General features: G+C 45.1%; 14 protein-coding genes. 3 read left to right on the top strand and 11 right to left on the bottom strand.

The annotated features are described in order from the left end of the window. Positions 1 to 223 precede the first annotated feature (223 nt). From ssb to fdrA, 7 genes are all read right to left on the bottom strand, one after another. Positions 224 to 706, bottom strand: a complete 483-nt coding sequence (gene ssb / locus IGI73_RS04030; protein WP_016610622.1) for a single-stranded DNA-binding protein — start codon at positions 704 to 706, stop codon at positions 224 to 226. Positions 707 to 932: 226 nt separating this feature from the next. After that, positions 933 to 1,994, bottom strand: a complete 1,062-nt coding sequence (allD, locus tag IGI73_RS04025) for an ureidoglycolate dehydrogenase (RefSeq protein WP_428206528.1) — start codon at positions 1,992 to 1,994, stop codon at positions 933 to 935. Between the two features lie 48 nt (positions 1,995 to 2,042). Further along, positions 2,043 to 3,260, bottom strand: coding sequence for a dicarboxylate/amino acid:cation symporter (locus IGI73_RS04020; protein ID WP_428206529.1), 1,218 nt, complete (start codon positions 3,258 to 3,260; stop codon positions 2,043 to 2,045). Between the two features lie 13 nt (positions 3,261 to 3,273). Continuing rightward, positions 3,274 to 4,206, bottom strand: coding sequence for a carbamate kinase (arcC, locus tag IGI73_RS04015; protein WP_008379201.1), 933 nt, complete (start codon positions 4,204 to 4,206; stop codon positions 3,274 to 3,276). Beyond that, positions 4,203 to 5,453, bottom strand: coding sequence for an MFS transporter (locus IGI73_RS04010; protein ID WP_428206530.1), 1,251 nt, complete (start codon positions 5,451 to 5,453; stop codon positions 4,203 to 4,205). Before IGI73_RS04010 ends, arcC begins: the two co-directional genes overlap by 4 nt. 15 nt (positions 5,454 to 5,468) lie before the next feature. Further along, positions 5,469 to 6,290, bottom strand: a complete 822-nt coding sequence (locus tag IGI73_RS04005) for a DUF2877 domain-containing protein (RefSeq protein ID WP_428206531.1) — start codon at positions 6,288 to 6,290, stop codon at positions 5,469 to 5,471. Further along, positions 6,280 to 9,288, bottom strand: coding sequence for an acyl-CoA synthetase FdrA (gene fdrA, locus IGI73_RS04000; RefSeq protein WP_428206532.1), 3,009 nt, complete (start codon positions 9,286 to 9,288; stop codon positions 6,280 to 6,282). Before fdrA ends, IGI73_RS04005 begins: the two co-directional genes overlap by 11 nt. 116 nt (positions 9,289 to 9,404) lie before the next feature. Here fdrA and IGI73_RS03995 point away from each other — a divergent pair, with 116 nt between their 5' ends. The 3 genes from IGI73_RS03995 (at position 9,405) to IGI73_RS03985 (ending at position 13,125) form a co-directional block, all read left to right on the top strand. Continuing rightward, the gene (locus IGI73_RS03995) at positions 9,405 to 10,982 is read left to right on the top strand and encodes a PucR family transcriptional regulator (protein ID WP_005225373.1); all 1,578 of its coding nucleotides are present in this window, start codon (positions 9,405 to 9,407) and stop codon (positions 10,980 to 10,982) included. After that, on the top strand, positions 10,979 to 11,776 hold the full coding sequence (locus IGI73_RS03990) for an alpha/beta hydrolase (protein ID WP_008379212.1): 798 nt from the start codon (positions 10,979 to 10,981) through the stop codon (positions 11,774 to 11,776). The genes IGI73_RS03995 and IGI73_RS03990 overlap by 4 nt, the downstream gene beginning before the upstream one ends. 203 nt (positions 11,777 to 11,979) lie before the next feature. After that, a complete protein-coding gene (locus IGI73_RS03985; protein WP_005225371.1) occupies positions 11,980 to 13,125 on the top strand; it encodes a cation:proton antiporter in 1,146 nt (381 codons plus the stop codon). A gap of 155 nt (positions 13,126 to 13,280) precedes the next feature. Here IGI73_RS03985 and abc-f read toward each other — a convergent pair whose 3' ends face one another. The 4 genes from abc-f to IGI73_RS03965 all read right to left on the bottom strand — a co-directional run bounded on the left by abc-f (position 13,281) and on the right by IGI73_RS03965 (position 19,013). Beyond that, the gene (gene abc-f / locus IGI73_RS03980) at positions 13,281 to 14,750 is read right to left on the bottom strand and encodes a ribosomal protection-like ABC-F family protein (RefSeq protein WP_428206533.1); all 1,470 of its coding nucleotides are present in this window, start codon (positions 14,748 to 14,750) and stop codon (positions 13,281 to 13,283) included. A gap of 359 nt (positions 14,751 to 15,109) precedes the next feature. After that, the gene (locus IGI73_RS03975; protein ID WP_142967050.1) at positions 15,110 to 16,378 is read right to left on the bottom strand and encodes a dicarboxylate/amino acid:cation symporter; all 1,269 of its coding nucleotides are present in this window, start codon (positions 16,376 to 16,378) and stop codon (positions 15,110 to 15,112) included. A gap of 18 nt (positions 16,379 to 16,396) precedes the next feature. After that, positions 16,397 to 17,647, bottom strand: a complete 1,251-nt coding sequence (locus IGI73_RS03970; protein WP_005225368.1) for an MFS transporter — start codon at positions 17,645 to 17,647, stop codon at positions 16,397 to 16,399. Between the two features lie 151 nt (positions 17,648 to 17,798). Continuing rightward, a complete protein-coding gene (locus tag IGI73_RS03965) occupies positions 17,799 to 19,013 on the bottom strand; it encodes a pyridoxal-phosphate-dependent aminotransferase family protein (RefSeq protein ID WP_060791738.1) in 1,215 nt (404 codons plus the stop codon). Positions 19,014 to 19,043 lie beyond the last annotated feature (30 nt).

Here is a 19,043-nt window from a genome sequence, read left to right as displayed (position 1 = left end):
GCTTTTTCCCTCAAGATATGTTTCAACTATTCTAAACCAATCGGCACTTTTTGTGAAACACTATTTTCACTTTCGCGATCATTTATTACAATCACCATTCTATTCAACCGCCTCTTTGATTCGCAATAAAGAACACCGCTAGTCCGATATAGTTGAATTTTGCCAATGCTTTTTCTACGTAAAAAAACATGCGAGAAGCCGTGGCTTTCCGCATGTTTCGTCATTAAAATAATCGATTGTCTTTTAAAAACTCCAGCATCTGTGTTTTTAGGGGATCTTTTTCATTACGGATCGACTTTGTTTGCGTCGGTTCATCAAGTGTCGATGGTCGCTTTTTAGGAAAAGGCGCCGCTGGTTCTTCTGCTAACTCTAAAATTTGAAAGGTATCCACCACGACTTCTGCCGCACAAAATCTTTGCCCTTCTGCTGTTTCATACGGACAGCCTTGCAAGTGTCCGTTGATTTTGATACTTGCTCCTTTTTGAGTATACCGTAAAAAGGTCTCTGCCTGTTTCCCATGAACGACACAAGCAAACCATTCATGATGCACTTCTTCACTGTTTTGCCATTGAGATACAATGACAAGATCAAAACGTACGCCCTGATCGTCCGCCGCATCAAACGCTTCTTTACTAGGCATCGCTGCGATTTTCCCAGTAAGAACCACTTTATTCATTGCCACGCTGCATCCTCGCTTTTCTCTCATTTCTTGAGTGATCTAAACTTATGCGACCTATTCTACCATATTCCAAAAAACAAGCAATCAAAGGTTAAATGGCTTAAGAAATGCTTTGAAAAAAATGAACCAACTCAAAGAATTCGTCTGCTCCTGTCAAAAAGCTGCGATTTTTTGACGGAAAAATCCTCTTTGCTCCACACAGCAAAAAAAAGTTGGTTCAATCCCCTATGAACCAACCGTCTTCTGCAGATCTTTATTTAGCAAAGGAATCTTGACTCCCATAGCGATCAAAATGGAGGGTTTCGCTTTCGAGATAATCGATGATCGCTTTGGGGATCAGGACCCCTTCTTGCTGAGCTTTTTCAAAGTGTATTTGACTGATCTCTCCAGGATAGTAGACTTGTGATTGCCCTTTTACTTGCGGGATTGCATGCAGCTCAGTCACCATCTGATCGATGCTTTGCTTGAAGGTTTCGGTGTCCGTAAAACGAGACGGATCGATCACCAAAAGGAATTGTCCTAAGCGGCGTTTTTCCGTCAAGTCCGCATACATGGAGGTGACCTGTTTACCAAAAGCCAAGCCCAACATCGAGCCGGCTAAAATATCCACCATCATCATTAAGCCATACCCTTTGGCACCAGCGATAGGCAATAATCCTTGGACTGCATAGGGATCGGTGGTAGGCAAGCCTTGCTCGTCTACGGCCCAAGTATCGGGGATCTGCTGTTTCTTCGAGCGAGCGTCCAAAATTTTGCCCCACGCTTGAACCGTTGTCGCCATATCAAAAACCACCGGCGGATGATTGGCTCGTGGTGCTGCAAACGCGATTGGATTGGTGCCAAAATAGTTTTCGGTCCCACCAAAAGGCACCGCCATCGGATCCGATTGACACATGGCGATCGCCACTAAGTCGGCTTCAGCAGCCTGTTTGACGTAATACGCCATCGTCCCGCTATGGCTGGTCTGCTCGATTCCTACTGCAGCGATTCCTGCTTCTTTCGCCAGATGAATGGCGATCGCGATCGCTTCATTGCACACATAATGCCCCATGCCGTTATCTCCGTGAAAAATTCCAGTAGCGGCGCCTGTTTTTTCAAAAGACATGTTTGGTTCTAGCGTGATGCCGCCTTTTACTAAGCGCTCGGCATAGTAGTCCATCCGCACGGCACCATGAGAATGGATCCCGCAAGCATCCGCAAAGGTCAAATGCGCCGCTGTTTCACTGGCAGCGGCTTCTGGCAAACCAGCAGCCAAGAGTTTCTTTTTCATCAATGCTTCTAATTCCAGCAGAGAACGTCTGCTCATTTCTTCCATCTTTTCTCCTCCTTAGAAAAAGAGAAGCACGCTTGGCAACGGCTTCTCTTATTGATTAAACACGCGATGATCGAGTTCATCGGCTGACTTAGCGATCAAAAGCGCTGAATAGACGTCTGAGTTCACGTTCAAGATCGTCCGCAGCATGCCAACAAACCATTCGACACCAGCAAATAGCGCAATGCTTTCGATTGGTAAACCGAGCTGGGGAACAATGATTGCCAAGGAAACTAACCCCGCTCCGGGAACAACTGCATTGGCTAAAGAAACGAAAGTCGCAGTTACAGCCACCGTCACCATTTGGATCCCGTCAAAGTTGATTTGATACATTTGGGCGATCGTCATGACTGTAATCGCCATATGCATCGCTGACCCATTGCTGTTCAAAGACATCCCTAACGGCAATACCAAATTGGTGATGCGGCTACTGAGTCCTAATTTATTCTGGGATTCTTCCATAGCGATCGGCAGCGTGATGGCAGAGGAGGTTGTCGCCAATGCCATGACCGACATATTTTTCATATTTTTGATCAATCGTAACGGATTGATCCGACAATACACGGTCAACAAGACTAGCCACAGCCCAAGGAACGTGACGGTGGCTAGACCGTAGACAAGCAAATAGCTGCCTAATGGCAAAATGATCTGCAAGCCCAGGGAGCTGATCGTTGAAGCGATCAAAGCAAAAATACCGATTGGTGCCACGATCATCACGTAACGAATGATGGCAATGACGACCTCATTCAGATCCACGATCAGCCCATAAAGAGCTGACTCAGGTTTCTTTTGTATAAAGCGATTGAGGGCAACACCAAAAAATAACCCAAAAACGATGATTTGAATAATTGACCCTTTACTCAACGCATCGAAAATATTCGTGGGAATAAAGTTGATCACTGTCTCTGATATAGAAATTTCTTGTGCTTGCAGAGGTTCGCCGGCAGCTTGTGAAAAGTCGATCCCTTTGCCTGGAGCAAAGAAGAGCGCCATCAGCACGCCCCATGCAGCAGCGAATAAGGAGGAAATCCCAAAGACAGCGATCGTTTTTCCACCCAAACGAGTGAGTTCTTTCGGGGCAATCCCCCCAACTGCTTGAATGATTTGGCCAACGATCAATAATGGGATCGCCATTTGCATCAGACGCAAGAAAAGATCGCCCAAAATTTTTAGGAACGAAGCGGCTGGCCCAAAGAACAAACCGCAAAGAATCCCTAGTAGAACGGCAATAACGATCTGCGTCACCATCGGTAGTTTTTTTGCTTTCACTTTGATCCCCTCTTTATTTTCGAAGTATGGTTCCTGTATGCTGATCCAGTTCAGCTAACTTTTCGATTGAGGTAATAATCGCGGTTCTGGCTGCATCTTCTTCAACAAAATCAATCGCAGCTTCTATTTTTGGCAACATACTGCCCGCTGCAAAATGGCCTTCCTCGATGTAGCCCTTGGCTTGTGCCACACTGATTTCCCCTAAGGCTTGCTGATTCGGCTGGTTGTAATTGATGTAGATATTGTCGACACCAGTCAAAATGATTAGGCGATCGGCCTGCACGTCTTTTGCTAAGACACTAGCGGTAAAGTCCTTGTCGTTGACGGCTTCCACGCCAGTAAACCCATTGTCGTTGCGAACGACAGGTACGCCACCACCACCGGCGCAAATCGTGATCACACCAGCATCGACCAATGTTTTGATGGCTTCTTTTTCAACGATTTCTTGCGGTTTCGGGGATGGAACCACTTTCCGGTAACCACGCCCAGCATCTTCTTGATATACCCCGCCATTGGCTGCCATCGCAGCATTGGCTTCCTCTTCACTATAAAAAGGTCCGACTGGTTTGGAAGGTTTCTCAAAGGATGGATCTGCTGGATCGACACGAACTTGGGTGACTAATGAGATCACCGAAGGATGTGCTTGACGTGTGGCGAACTCATTGATCAAGGCATTTTGCAGCCAATAACCGATACTTCCTTGGGTCATAGCCACGCAGCTGTCTAATTTCAATTGGGGATTTTTTTCACTTTCCCCTGCTTTTTGCTGCAACAGTAAGTTGCCGACTTGTGGTCCATTGCCGTGACAAACAATGACTTTTTCCCCTTTTTCGACAAAATCGGCAATATAACGTGCTGCTTGCGCAACAACTGCTTTTTGTCCTTCATCACTAGGGTCTTTATCTAAAATAGCATTGCCGCCTAACGCGATCACATTCAAACTCATTTTATGCTCTCCTTCTGATTTTCCTTTGCTAATACGGCAAAAACACCTAATCCGATCAGCAGTAATAGACAAGACAGGTAAAACCCGACTTGCATCGATCCTAAAGAATCGGCTAAAAAGCCAGTAACATAAGGTGCTAAGATCGACCCCGACATCCCGATAAAATTATAAGCACTCAAAGTCGTTCCTAAGGCGCCTTTTGGTGCGTTTTTCGTCACAAAGGTCACGACGATTGGATCAAGCGCCAGCTTGCCAGTCAATCCATACAAAATCAAGACAGTGATCAATAAGGTACGATCCGTTACAAAGGCAATGGCAAATACGGAAAGGGTCGCCAATGGGACCAATAAATAGACTAATTTTTTCGTTGCGCCCGTTTTATCATTCAATCGAGCAAAAATCAACGCACCTGGAATTGATGCCCATGGGACTAAGGAAGCAATAAAGCCGACACTCGCCCCTTCAAAACCACGCTCGGCAATCAAGAATTGCGGCAGCCAAGTAATGATCACAAAGTTTGCATAAATGCTGGTAAAGCATAGAACAAAGGCTGCCACGAGATTGCGGTTTGAAAAAATCTGCTTCAAGGAAATCTTTTCTTTCGGCCCTTCTTCTTTTATTTCTTGTCCTTCATCTTCTGGACGAATCACTTTTTCTTTCAAAACAAAATAGAACAAGACACCGACGATCAAGGTCGGAATTGCCATTAGGAAGAAGGGTTGGCTCCAATGGCCCCCGTTATCCAAGACCAATTTACTAGAAAGCAAGTACCCGCCAGACGTTCCAAACGCCATCCCACTGTTGATAATGGCATTTCCGACGGTTCGTTTGTTGTCGGGAATCGCTTCGGTAGACAATGCGTATTGCGGACCGTAATAGGCACCTTGACCAATCCCTGCAATGGCACGAATCAATAAAAACAAAACAAAGCTTGTGGCTAGCCCACTGAAGTACGTAGTCACCGCCAATAAAACAAAGCCTAGAGCGATCACTAATTTGCGACCGATTTTGTCGCCGATGATCCCAAAAGGAATTTGCGCAACGGCATAAGTCAAAAAGAAAATACTATTGGCAAGTCCTAGTTGTGTGTTACTTAAATTGAATTCTTCACCGATCACACCCATGATTGGATTGAAGATCGTCCGTGTGGCGTACATTAAAATCCAGCCGACAAAGAAAATAGCAACGACTTTTTTCCAGTAAGAATTGCTTACTTTGACCGCATCTTTCTGGTTACTGATTTCCATGATTTCTCCCCTTTTCTATTCTTTCTCCTCAAGTGACAATGACTCCAACGCTAACAACAACCCAAAGCTAAGATCTTTGCCTGACGAATGACCAACGGACATCAACTGCTGCACATCTTTTTCAATAACCTGTGGGTTTTGCTTTTTTAAGTCTTTAAATAATTGCAGCATTACCGAATTGACATACCCTTGACTGGCACTTTGAATATATGCAAGGCTGACATCCGTCGTAGACAGCGGTTTTGCCAATGCTTGCGCTAACGTTTCGGCTTCTGGCTGCTGCAAGGCATAGAGCATCGCTTGATAGGCAACGAGAAGATCATCGCCGCTAGGTGTCAATCCTTTGCCGCGACCAATCAGGTGGTCAATGATTGGTTCCCAATCTGAGACAGACTGCCGCAATGCCGCAAACACTGCTTGGGTTTTCTCATCTTCTGGCAACCCAATCTTGGTTTCTAGTTCTTGTTGAAGCAGTATTTCTTTCAAAAGCTGCAATTCCGCTGAGGTGAAGGATAACTCCTTCACCTGCAGCGAAACCAATTCTTTCTCCTCTAATGAAAGAGAAAATGTTCCTTTTGTGCTGTAAAAGGTCAGACCATGCTCTCGGACTTGCACGCGATTGCCGACTTCGATCAAAGGCAAGACTTGTTCAAACAATGCATCGGGTAAAAAGACCCCGAAGCCAGTCAAATAGTTGCGATAGTTGTTGATATTGACCAGCTGCTGCCCGATCATCACATTGAATGAACGATCAAACACGCTATGCACCCGACCGATACGACCAAATCGTTGCAATGGGTCTAGATAATCACTGATTTTGATTTTCTCAGTCAACATCGATCCCCAGATCCTTCGCATAAGCCGTCAAGGCATTTTCAAAACAGCCTAACGGTGCACGCACCGTGCCTGCGCCAACTTGACCGACACCTGCTTCTTTATGGGCAATCCCAGTATTGATGATTGGGGTGATGCCTGTTTCAACGACTTTACGGATGTCGATCCCCAAACAAGTCCCTTGGAAGTCCCATGTTGGGATCGAGAAGGTCGGATTATGACCGAAACAGATTTTTGCCATTTCGTTGGAAGTTTCCAGCGCATCCTCAAAGCCCCCAGCGCCGACAAAGCGTGTTACCCCTGGTGCGGCTACCATCGCCATTGCTCCGACGCCGACGGTTTCAGTAATGGCACTGTCCCCAATATCAGGATTGCCATCTGCTTCGGTAAACCCAGTAAAGTACAAACCTTTCGGCGTATTAACTGGTGCAGTATGCCATTGGTCTTCTGTTTGGGCGACACGAACCCCAAAGTTAACACCGTTTCTCGTCATGGTGGTCACGATCGTTCCTTTGGCATCGACACGGGCACCGTCAACGATGGCTTTCCCGGTTGCCATCATGATATTCAAGAAGAACTGATCGGTATCTGCTAAGAACTTGATCACTTCATATTTTTGCTTTTCATCGATCTCTGTTTGGATGATCAACGGCGCGATTTCTTTCAAAAAGTTCAATGATGCTGCAATATTTCGTTGATGGAATTCATCCCCCATTGTGATCGACCGGGCAATCAATACATTCAAGTTGATGCCTTCTTCTGTTAATTGCAATGCCCTGGCAATGGTTGGTCCTAAGACGTCTTTGATCCAATCCAAACGATCGATGACTTCTTGTGAATAGGCACCAAATCGTAAGACTTTACCGATCCCTTCGTTCAAAATACAGTAGGCTTTGTTGCCGACAAGGCGGTTTTCAACCACAAAGACAGGCATATTCCCAGAAGTGATTCCCCCCATTGGTCCAACTGCCTGGACATGGTGACATGGCATAAAGCGGACTTCCCCACTTTCGAGTAAGCGGCGGGCTTCGTCTTCATCCTTCGCCCAGCGTTCAAACAAGGCAGCGCCGATACAAGACCCTTGCATCGGTCCCGTCATTTCCGACCATTGGATCGGCGGTCCTGCATGCAGCAAGGTTTTCTGGCTTTCGTTTAATTCAGCGATCACTGATTTAGCTGGAACGACATCAATCAAGAATGGTTGGGCATTTTTGATTTTATCCGTCACTGCTTGGTTTTCAGCTGTGATTTTTTCGTCAAATTCTTCTAACGCGTCTAAAATGCGGATCATTTTCTTGTTGCCGTTGGCACGAGGACGCCAGTTAAATTGTTCTGTTTTCCCGCCATATTGCAGGATCGATTCATTGAAGCTTTGCAAGCCAACATTGATGATCCGTGGTTTGGTGGTCAACAGCTCCATCACTTTCTCGCTAACTGTCGGCACCTCAACTTTGCTACCAGTATAGTCATTGACCGCTTTGTCTGCTTCAGAAAGAGTCGCCCCTTTTAAGGCGAGGGCTAATTGCACTGCTTGAGCATTGCTTGGTGCCACATAGACGCCAGCTGCTTTCAAACGGTTGACTGCTTCTTGATAGTTTTGCGGATCTTTTTCAGTTCCGCAGACGGTAGCAACAAAGTACAGCGCGCGATCAGCTGCTTGGGCTGTTTGCTGTGCAGCTTCGATGGCTGGTAACAGTGCACCTACCATATCTGCATGTGCGCCGTAACCTAACACCACATCAAATAAAATGACCCCGGTTTGCTCATCTTGCGCATAGTCTTCGATTTTTTTAATGCGCACTTCAGGATCGATCATTGGGTGCGGTTTGCCTTGGGTATAGATATCATCACCAAGGTCGATCACATCATAGCCGTGGGAATGCAAGATATAGCCTTCTTGTTTTACAAGGCCTTCTAGATTCAAGGCTTCGGAGATCAGCATTCCTGCTTCGGCAGCTAATGTACCGCCAGAATAAAGACCTTTGACCACTTTGTCTTCAGCGAGTTTGGGCACATCTGGGGTTGCCACGCGTTCAAAATAGTTCGCTTTGACGGGTTCTTCATTGGCAAGATCAACAGCGATGCGCGCTGTTTCTTCCAGAGTATGTGCCAAATAGACTTTTCCTTCATGGGCTTCTGGTTTTTCTCCTAAGAAAATCGCTACCACTGGTTTGCTGATACTTTGCAGCAATTGAACGACTTCATCCCGCACTTCTTTTGCAGGTGGTTTCGAGATCACGCAAATCACATCTGTCGGTTCATGATTTTCTAAAGCAACGATGGCATCTTTGACAGTGATCGCCCCAACTTTGTCGCTTAAGTCACGTCCGCCGGTCCCAATGGCATGAACGACACCACCGCCTAATCGGTCAATGATCGTCGTCACTTCTTGAATCCCCGTACCAGAGGCACCAACGACGCCGATGTTTCCTGGTGCCACGACATTCGTGAAGGCAATCGGAATGCTGGAAATAATACCGGTCCCACAGTCTGGCCCCATCATCAATAAGCCTTTTTCATGAGCCAGCTTTTTCAAACGCACTTCATCTTCGATAGCGACATTGTCCGTAAACGAGAAAACATGCAAGTCATTTTTCAAGGCTTTTTCCATCTCGGCTGCGCCATATTCCCCAGGAATACTAAATAGTGCAACATTGGCATCTGGCATTGCGCTCAAGGCTTCTTGCCATGAAGCCGCCGCTGGCGTTTCTTTGCCTTGATCTTTTGCTGAAAGATCAGCTAAAAATGAATCGATCGCTGGCATTACTTGATCCATGATCTGTTCGTTTTGGCTATCGACTACGATCATCATATCGTTGGGTGAAGCACCTTCAGCCTCTTCAGAAAGCAAGCCAGTGTTATTTAATATGTCTTTGTTTGCATCCGTCCCCATCATGATTTGACTCATTTCGACATCGCCTAGATCATTGATCGTATTCGTCAGCAGCATTAAGTTAATGGAATCTTGGTAGTTATTCTTTAAGATTACTGTGTGCAGCATTTGTTCTCCTCCTTTTCTTATACTCTCATTCTAACGAGCCTTGTTTGCGTTTTCATTGGATAAAGTTCTAAAAAAATGCTATACTTTTTATCCAAAAGAGAAAAAAGGAGCGTTTTATGAAATTAAAAGAATTGGTTGAACTGCCGCTTTTTGAAAAAAGTAAAGTCCTGACTGGCTCCATTGGTTTAACAAATTCCGTTGGTTCCGTCATGGTGCTGGAAGCGATGGACATTGAGAAGTGGAGCAAAGCCCATCAATTAATTTTGACTTCTTTTTATGCCTTCAAAGACCAATCCCCTGAGGAACTGCGTGTTTTTTTTGAAAAAATGCAGCAAATCGGTGTCAGCGGTTTAGTGATCAAAGTGGATCGCTTGATCCCTATGATCCCAGATTGGGTGATCGAACTTAGCTTTGCTTATCAGATCCCTTTGATCAAAGTGCAGCAAGAAGTCAGCTATGAAGCCATCATGCTAGCGGTTTACGAACCATTGCTAAATCACCAAACCCAGCTGCTGCGTACCTATTACGAAGTTCGCCAGCGCTTCATGAAAGTTGAGCGCAACCACTCTTCTTTCGATCAGATCATGCAGGAGTTCTATCAATTGATCGAAAAGCCTTGTTCGTTGCGCATTCCTCATTTAGATGTGCATGTGTCCGTCGGTCAATCCTTTAAGAATTTCGTGGTGACCAAACAAGAACCCATGAAAACCATCGAGTTTACCAAGAACCACTACGAATATTTGGAATTATTTTCTCATGAGAACAATCAATATGTGACCGCCATAAAAGTAGAGATCATCAATCCTTACAATGATCTGTGTACCTTGATCGTTTATCAGAAAGATTCGCAGATTCCTGAGGCAAAAGTCATGATCATTGAAAATGTGATCGACGTCATTTATGAACGCCTCCAAATGGAGTATTTGTTGAAGAAAGAACGCTACAATCGCATGAACAATCTGGCCGATGCGATCTTACAAAACACTCCTAGTAATTTGGCTGAGCTGGATCTTTTGTTAGAAGAAGCGCAACTGGATCGCTACGATTTCTACCAAGGCATCGCCTTTGCTTCCAACAGCTTTAAAGATAAGGAGCGTAAGTCCGTCGTTTTGCACAAGCTGCGGGCGTTGAAAACACCTCATGTCTTTTTTGAACACCACAATTATTTGGTGATCCTCTATAATTTCCAATCGATCGCCCATCAGGTGACGAAACAGATGCTGCAGACACATTTTGATGATGCCCTGTTAGCCGATGAACATGGCTGCTTGGTGGTCAGCGAAGTCTTGCGCAAGGAACAGATCAAAGAGATCCTGCCAGAGTGTTTGGATGCGATCCGCTTCAATCGGCAGTTTTATTTGGCGCCGATCATTGCCTATAGCGACTTAGGTATCTTTAGTTCCTTTATCAAGGAGAACCAACTGGAAAAGCTGCAGCAAAGCATTCCCCCGAAGCTGTATCAACTCTCGGAAGAAAATGAAGAGCTATTCAAAACGCTGTATACCTTTTTTATCACGAATCGCAATTACAAAAATACGGCTGAAACCTTGTTTCTTCATGCCAAAACGATTCGTTATCGGCTAAGCAAAATCGAACAGCTACTAGAGATCGATCTGACAAGTCCGATCCAATTAGTCAATTACGAGATCGGCACCTATTTATTAGAGCTTCAGAAAAGGAGTCAAGCAAAATGAAAAAAGAATGGCAATTGACCACCGGTGCTTCGGTGTCCCTTTATCCTGCTTCGGAGAAATACGTGATTTACTTTCACGGCGGCGGTTTTGTTTATGGAACCCGTCAAGACATTCCCGCATCACTGATCGCACTATTTCAAGAGCAGCAATACAGCGTCCTCACAGTCGATTATTTACTGGCGCCCAATTCCTCGTTAGCGGAGATTTTGGCGCTGAACTGGCAAAATTTTCAAGAATTACAAGCAACTGTGCTTAAAGATAACCCGTTTTGTTTCTGCGGACGCTCAGCTGGCGGTTATTTGATGCTGGCGCTGACCCAGCAATTACTGAAGGAACAACAGAGATTGCCTGAAAAACTGGTCAACTTTTATGGGTATACCGATCTTTCTTTTATTGAAAACAAACGAGTCTTGCAGCAGCCGCTCTTAAGCAAAGAGCAAGTCCCTTCTTTGGATCAAACCGAGATCGTTTGGGATGATCCGCAGTTTCAGCGCTATTTGCCTTATGTTTATTGGGTTCAACAGCAAGAACTCACCACGATCTATGGTCTAACAGCTGAAGCTCTTTCTGACTATGCCATTGATCCTGAGCTGCTTGCTCAATTTCCTCCAATTTTCAGCAGTGCCAGCAGTACCGATGAGGAAGTTCCTTTTCGCTACAGCAAAGGTTTGAAGAAAGTGCCTAAAAGCAAATTTGTCCCTGTCTATGATTTGCCCCACGACTTTTTGAAAAACGTCGAGGAGCCGCAAGTCCAAATGGTGTTTCAGCAGCTCGCCCGTTGGCTCAAACAATAATTTGATACAAGTAAAGTGAAAATAATGTTTTTTTATTTCGACGAGTGCACAGAAAAACTCTGATTGCCTTCGCTTCCTCCTTATCTCAAAAAACGTGCGGTTTAATGAAACTCTTTTAATAAAAAAGGCTTGATACAGGCTCAATTCAAGAGAGAATGCTATACTAAAGGGGAGTATGTTATAGGAAAGAAGGATGAGGTTTTATGCATTTTGTCGGGATTTTGTGTTTGATCCTAATCACGACGACCCTCTTCTCGCATCTGGCGAGACGGATGGGCGTTCCTGCTGTTATCGGGCAGTTGTTAGCAGGGGTTTTATTAGGAGGCGCAGGACTCAATTGGGTCCATCCAGATATTCTGGTTCATGATTTTTCAGAGATTGGTGTTATTTTGCTGATGTTTTTAGCGGGACTGGAAAGTGATATTTCTTTATTGAAACGCTATTTTCGTCCTGGGATGCTCGTTGCCCTTTTGGGGATCGTGTTCCCAATGCTCTTCGGGTATGCCACAGGGGTCGGTTTTCAAAGCAGTCCCACAGAAGCGTTCTTTTTCGGGATCGTATTAGCTGCCACCTCAGTCAGTATTTCTGTCGAAGTATTGAAAGAGTTGAATGTGGTGAATACGAAAGAAGGATCGACGATTCTTGGTGCTTCCGTCGTGGATGATATTTTGGTCGTGTTGGTTTTGAGTCTTAGCCTTTCCTTTTTAGGCGGCGAAAGCAGCCAAGCAACACCACTGCCGGTCACCTTATTGGTAGAATTGATTTATTTTGTGTTGATTTTTCTATTGGTGAAATGGATCGCTCCGTTCTTAATGGCACTTGCAGAAAAGCTATTTGCAAATTCCGCGGTGATCATCATGTCACTGATCATCTGCTTAGGAATGGCGTATCTTGCTGACCTCGTTGGGTTAAGCTCGGTCATTGGTGCCTTCTTCGCAGGGATCGCTGTCAGTCAAACGAAGGTTCGTGAGGAAGTGGAACACAGTGTCGAAGCATTAGGTTACGCCGTCTTCATTCCGGTGTTCTTTGTCAGCGTTGGCTTAGAAGTTGATTTTTCCCGCTTAAATGAGCAATTATTCTTTATTCTTGCCTTTACCGTGGTCGCGATCTTGACCAAACTGGTCGGCGGCTATGTCGGGGCGAAAATCGCGAAATTCTCGAACAACAGTGCTTGGATGGTGGGAGCTGGAATGATTTCCCGAGGTGAAATGGCATTGATCATTTTGCAGATTGGTCAACAAAACCAATTGATTTCGTCCGCATTGTATTCCCCTTTGGTGATCGTTGTCTTGTTGAGTACCTTGATCTCTCCCCTGATCTTAAAATACTTTACGAAAAAGATTTATTAAGCGTGTAGCAACAGCTAGGCGATACCGATGATTGCGAAAAAAACAGCACGGGTTTTGTAGTGACCGCTCAACGGCCGATTGTTGATCGAACGTTGGGCGGTCGCTTCCTTTCCCGCGCTGTTTTTCTTTATACAGTTATAAAAGCGACAATGCTGCTAGTTACTGGAAACCAATGTTAATTTTCCATGATCGATTTGATACACATCATCCGCGACGGCATCGATAAACGCTTGATCGTGAGATGTGAACAAAACCATGCCTCGATAGCTGCGAATCAATTGTTCCAAGACGGTGATTGTCGGCAGATCAATAAAGTTCGTCGGTTCATCAAGTATCAAAACATTGGCAGGTTGAGTAAAGATGCGTGCGAGCTCGACCCGTGTCGCTTCTCCGCCGCTTAGCACATTGACTGGCTTCATCACGTCAATCTGGCTAAATCCCAGATTGTGTAAAATACTGCGGACCAGTGGTTCCTGATAGTCTGTTTGAGCCATCAATTCCGTCAAAAGCGGTGTGGTGCTGTTTTTTCGATAGCCCATTTGCTCGTAGACCGCAAAGACGATTTTCGGTGATACATAGATTCCCTCTCCGCCTGCGATGATTTCTTTTAGTAAAGTCGACTTTCCCGAACCGTTCGGACCCACGATAGCGATTTTCTTCCCGGCAGCAAACTGGAAACTGCTGCTGTCTAGCAAACGTTTCGCCCCTCTTTGAATGGTTACTTGCTCCCCACGAATCGGTCGTTTATTATGCAGCTCCACTGCAGGGACTACTGGAAAACGAATCACCTGCTGCCGGGCGACGCCCTTCACTTCTTCCAACTGATCCAAGCGGCTTTCCATGGCTTTGACTGTTTTTTGCAATGACTTTTGCACCGTGTCTTTTTGTTTTGATGACGACAAACGGTCTGGTCGGATGTTCTGCTGTCGCTTTTTTTCAGAAATGCGACTACTCTTGATCGCTTGTTCTTTTTTCTTTTGGATTGCTTGGGTCAACTGCTGTTTTTGTTGCTGATACTGCGCAGCCTCCCAGGCAATACGCTGTGCCGCTTGCTCTTTTTGCTGTCGGTAACTGTCATAATTGCCAGCATACTCGGTGACTTTTCCTTGATCGACTTCCCAGATTTTCGTTGCCAGCTGATTCAATAGATACCGATCATGACTGACCACGATCAGGGTGCCATAATAATACTGCAATTCCTCAATCAAGACTTGAATTCCTTGCTGGTCCAAATGGGTTGTTGGCTCATCGAGCAAAAGTCCTAACTGATAGGAAGATAACGTTTGTGCCAACCGGTATTTGGTCTCCTCCCCGCCGCTTAGTGTCGCCAATTCATTTGTTGGGATCGAAAAACGACCGAACAGCGCCCAGTCAAGGGCATCCGTCTTTTCAGTCACCTCAGCGATTTGCGGGAAATAGTGAAACGAATTTTCTTTTTGGATCGTTCCTGAATCAGGATCGACGACTCCCGCAATCAATTTCAGCAAGGTAGACTTGCCTTGCCCGTTTGCGCCCACGATCCCGATACGATCCGTTTGATAGGTGCTCAGTTCTTCAATGTTCAGTACTTCTTTGGACCCATAATTTTTGATTAGATTGTTTATTTTTACACTTAATTGTTCCATCAGTCTGTCCTTCCCGTCTAGGAAAACGCAAGCACAAAAAAAGGGCATAGCCTACCGCTATACCCTGATTTTAATAAGAAATTGGAAAAAAGAGGACACTCATCCCTTGAAATCACGATTGCCTAGACTTTTGAAATAGATTTAAATTAGCTATTCAAAAGGTCAATCCACAATTTCATCGATGCTGTCATGTTTTTTCCTCCTCTTTTTGTCGTAGTTGTCTGTTGAATGACGAGCGGAAAATCAGCCGCTACTGGTTACCGTTCACGGTATTTCAGGAAGCTTCTTTCGTCTATCAACGAATCAATCGTAGCACGTTTTCAAAAAAGAGTAAAGTTTCATCACAAGAATGATTGGTCTTATACGCCATCGGTGATTTTTTCTGCTAATTTGACCGAGGCTTTTTCACCATTGAAGACTGCATGATCCAGTTCTCCTTCATCATGAGCAACGATCAACGCCACTGTGACGTCAGGGTCAACATTCAAGAGGGTCCGAAACATCCCAGAAAACCAATCGATCCCAGCCAGTAAGGCGATGCTTTCATTAGGCAGTCCTAACATAGGTAAAACCGTAGCCAGTGTGACTAATCCGCCGCCTGGAACGACGATCGTTCCCAAGCATGCCAACGAGGACAACAAGACCACTTGCAAAAGATCCCCCCAGCTCAATTGGATCTGGTACGCCTGAGCAACGGTTACGATTGCCAGGGCTAAAAATAAGGAGAGCCCATTGCTATTTAAGGTCATGCCCAGAGGCATCACGAGCTTATTGATTCGATCACTGATCCCAAATCGCTCTTTGCCATCTTCGATTTGAAACGGCAATGAAACAGCAGAGGAGGTGGTCGTAAAGGAAACCACCGAGAGGCGCCACATGTTCTTTATCAAACGAAACAAGGAAACTTTGCAATAGAGCGACGTCAAGAGAAACCAAAGAAACAAAAAGAGCAAAGATGCTGCTGCTAACGTCAATAAAAAACTGGCTAACATTCCCAACACACGAATACCGGTATCTTCTACTAAGGAAGCAACAAGGCCGAAAATCCCGATCGGCGCCAACTTCATGATCATGCTGACCATTTTTATCAAAATATTATTAAAACTGCTGATCATATCTAGAAACAGCTGATTCTTTTTTTCATGCTTGATCAAGCTCAAGGCAAGGCCAAAGAAGAGCGAAAAAATAATCACTTGGATCATATTCTGCTCCACCATGGCTTGAATAATGTTCAGTGGAACAAAGTTTAAGATGACTTCTTCCATGCTGCTGGTACTTAATGCGGTTTCTGTACTTTGCAGCAGGGACTGATCAAGGCCGGCGCCAGGCTTGAGGATCAAGGCGAACAAGAGACCGAAAATAGCGGCGACGAGGGTCGATCCAGTAAACCAAAGGAAGACTTTCCCGCCGATCCCACCTAATTCTTTTGGATCAAGTCCCCCCACCGCTTCAATCACCGAGCCCATGACCAGCACGACCACAGACATTTGAATCAGTCGCAAGAAGAAGTCCCCGACTAGCTGCATTTGATCACCTAACCCGGGAAAGGAAACGCCCCAAAAAATCCCCAATACCGTTGCAATCATGATTTGGTTGGTCAAACTGATTTTTAAGGATCGTTTTTTCATCTGTTGTGCCTCACTTTTCTACTTGGCTGTTTTCTTAGAGTTTACAGTCAAGAATAAGAATGTACCACCGATCAACAAAATAATTGCGATATAAAAGCCCATTACTTTTGACCCTGTTGCATCCGAGATCGATCCGGTCAATGTTGGTGCGATAACGGAAGACATCATGCCGAAAAAGTTGAAGACCCCTAATGTCGTACCGACCCCAACTTTGGGTGCATTTTCCCCTAGCCAAGAAATGATGATTGGTTCAACCGCTAATTTCCCAAGGAACCCGTACAAGATCAACGCGATCATTAAGAAGGTCGAATTTGTCGCTTGCACCGTTACTAATAACATCAACGCCGCCAACACTTCTAAAATAACGATAAAAGTTACTTTTTTGTGCATATATTTGTCTGCCAAGCGGCTAAAGAACAATGCCCCAGGAATGGAAGCAAATGCTACCAATGAAGAAGAGAAACCGATCGCGACTCCTTGGAAGCCTCGTTCTGTTCCTAAGAAGTTTGGTAGCCAAGTAACCGTCATATAGTAGGCATAACACGTCGCAAAATATAACACATAAGTAAAGAGCATCCGCAGTGAGAACAAGGTCGAAAGGGAAACTTTTTCTTTCGGCTGATCCGTTGTTTCTTCTTCAGCTGCTGCTTGGCTCTCCAAGAAAGCCACGTCTTCTTTGTTGCTGCGGATCACCAATGCAAAAGCGATCGTCATACAAACGATCAAGAAAGCGGATAAATACATCATTGTTTGCCAAGGCATGTTCATCTGAATAACGATAAAGCTTGATAAGATCATCCCAAACCCTGAACCAACGGCAGAACCACTATTGACGATCGCTGTTGAGAAGCTCTTCTTTTCTTTCGGAATGTTCTGTGAGGTCAAAGAATACGCTGAGCCGTAAAATGACCCACAGCCGATCCCTGCTAAAAAGCTACCGGTATAGATCATGGAGATTGAAGAGGCTTGTGAAATCAGTAAAGCTGCCAGTGCAAATACCACGAATCCTGGAAGCAGAACTGTTTTCTTCCCAATCTTATCCACCAAAAAGCCGGCAGGAATCTGCATGATTACATAGCCGAAAAAGTAAAAGCTGGCAATCGATCCTAATGCTGTATCAGAAATATTGCCGCCAAGTGACTCATTGATTTGCGGATAGACTGGCGATAATGCAGCGCGATAAATCCAGATAGTGACCCAGCCTGAACACATTAAGATAATAATTTGTTTCCAGTAGGCAAGCCCACCACGTTCTTTATTGATTTCCATTTTTTTCCCTCCATCAGTTACACAAGTAAAGTTTGTGAAGCACGCCAACGAAAGCGCTTTAAGATAGTCTTAGTGTACGTTTTTTTGCCGACGATTGCATTTGTCATTTTTCACAAAGCGCTTTCAGTTGCTGTGCATTTGTGCTAAAAATTTAAGTCGTTTTTTGGTAGTAATTTAACGCAGCGATGAGCGCTTTGCCAGCAGAAATTGGTGCTTGCTGGTACAATAGTGCCCCTTCTAACGCGGCTAGGACATGTAAAATATTTTCTTTGCGGCTGCTGTAGCCCATATTTCCAATCCGCCAGATTTTTCCTTTTAGATCACCAAATGAACTAGCGATCTCTACACCAAAGGAGTGAAGCATCTCTTCTCGGACAGCTTCGCCATCAACCCCTTCTGGAATAAAGATGGGGGTAACTGTCGGCATTTTGGTTGCTTTTTCGCCATAAATCGACAGCCCCATTGCCTCCAGTCCAGCGACCAACGCGCCTTCATTCGTCAAATGACGTTGATAGGCTGCATCAAGGCCTTCGTTTAGCAGCATCCGTAATCCTTCATGAAGCGCATAGATCATACTCGTCGCTTCTGTGTGATGGTTGATTCGTTCAGTGTTCCAGTAGCGTTGCAGTTGACTCAAATCCAGGTAATTGCTCATAATGTGCCGCTTGTTTCGATCCGTTTTACTCAAGCCTAATTCTTTTTGGTAACGGGCATTAAGGACGGCTTCGACGCGATCGTTGTAGGTCACTAATGAAAGACCAGACGGCACACTTAAACACTTCTGTGTACCGGCAATCGCTAAATCGACACACCAATCATCGACTGACAGGGCCACGCCACCATAAGTCGCCACCATGTCAACGACAAAGAAAATATCTTTTGCGCGACAATACTGCCCGATTTCTGCTAACGGCTGCATTTGCCCGTTGGCGGTTTCCCCGTGGACCATCGCCACGATCTTGGGTTGAAATGCGTCGATTTCTTTGATGACCTCTACGGGTGCAAAAGGAGCCGTCCACTCTTTTTCTACATATTTGACTTGTGCTTGAGCACGTTCACAGATTTCTCCCAGTAAGAAAGCAAAGCGCCCATAGGCTGGGATCAAGACTTTGTCCCCTGGTTCGATCAAAGCGATCAGCGCCGCTTCTAAACCAGCTCGGGAAGTCCCGTCAATGGCAAATGCCTCTTTGTTTTTGGTTCCAAACGGTTGTTTGATCATTTCTTTGACCTCATCCATGATCGCCAAAAAATTCGGATCAAACTGCCCCAAAATGCGATTGGTCATTGCTTGTAGAACAGCAGGATGGGCTTCTACAGGCCCAGGTGTCATGATCGTACGTTGTGCGATCGTTAACTCTTTATACATCTTTTTCCCTCATTTCTCTTTTTGATTTCA

Source organism: Enterococcus sp. DIV0755f (genome assembly GCF_051713725.1).
GTDB classification, from domain to species: Bacteria; Bacillota; Bacilli; order Lactobacillales; family Enterococcaceae; genus Enterococcus_D; species Enterococcus_D casseliflavus.
This window is presented reverse-complemented; position numbering and strand designations above follow the sequence as displayed.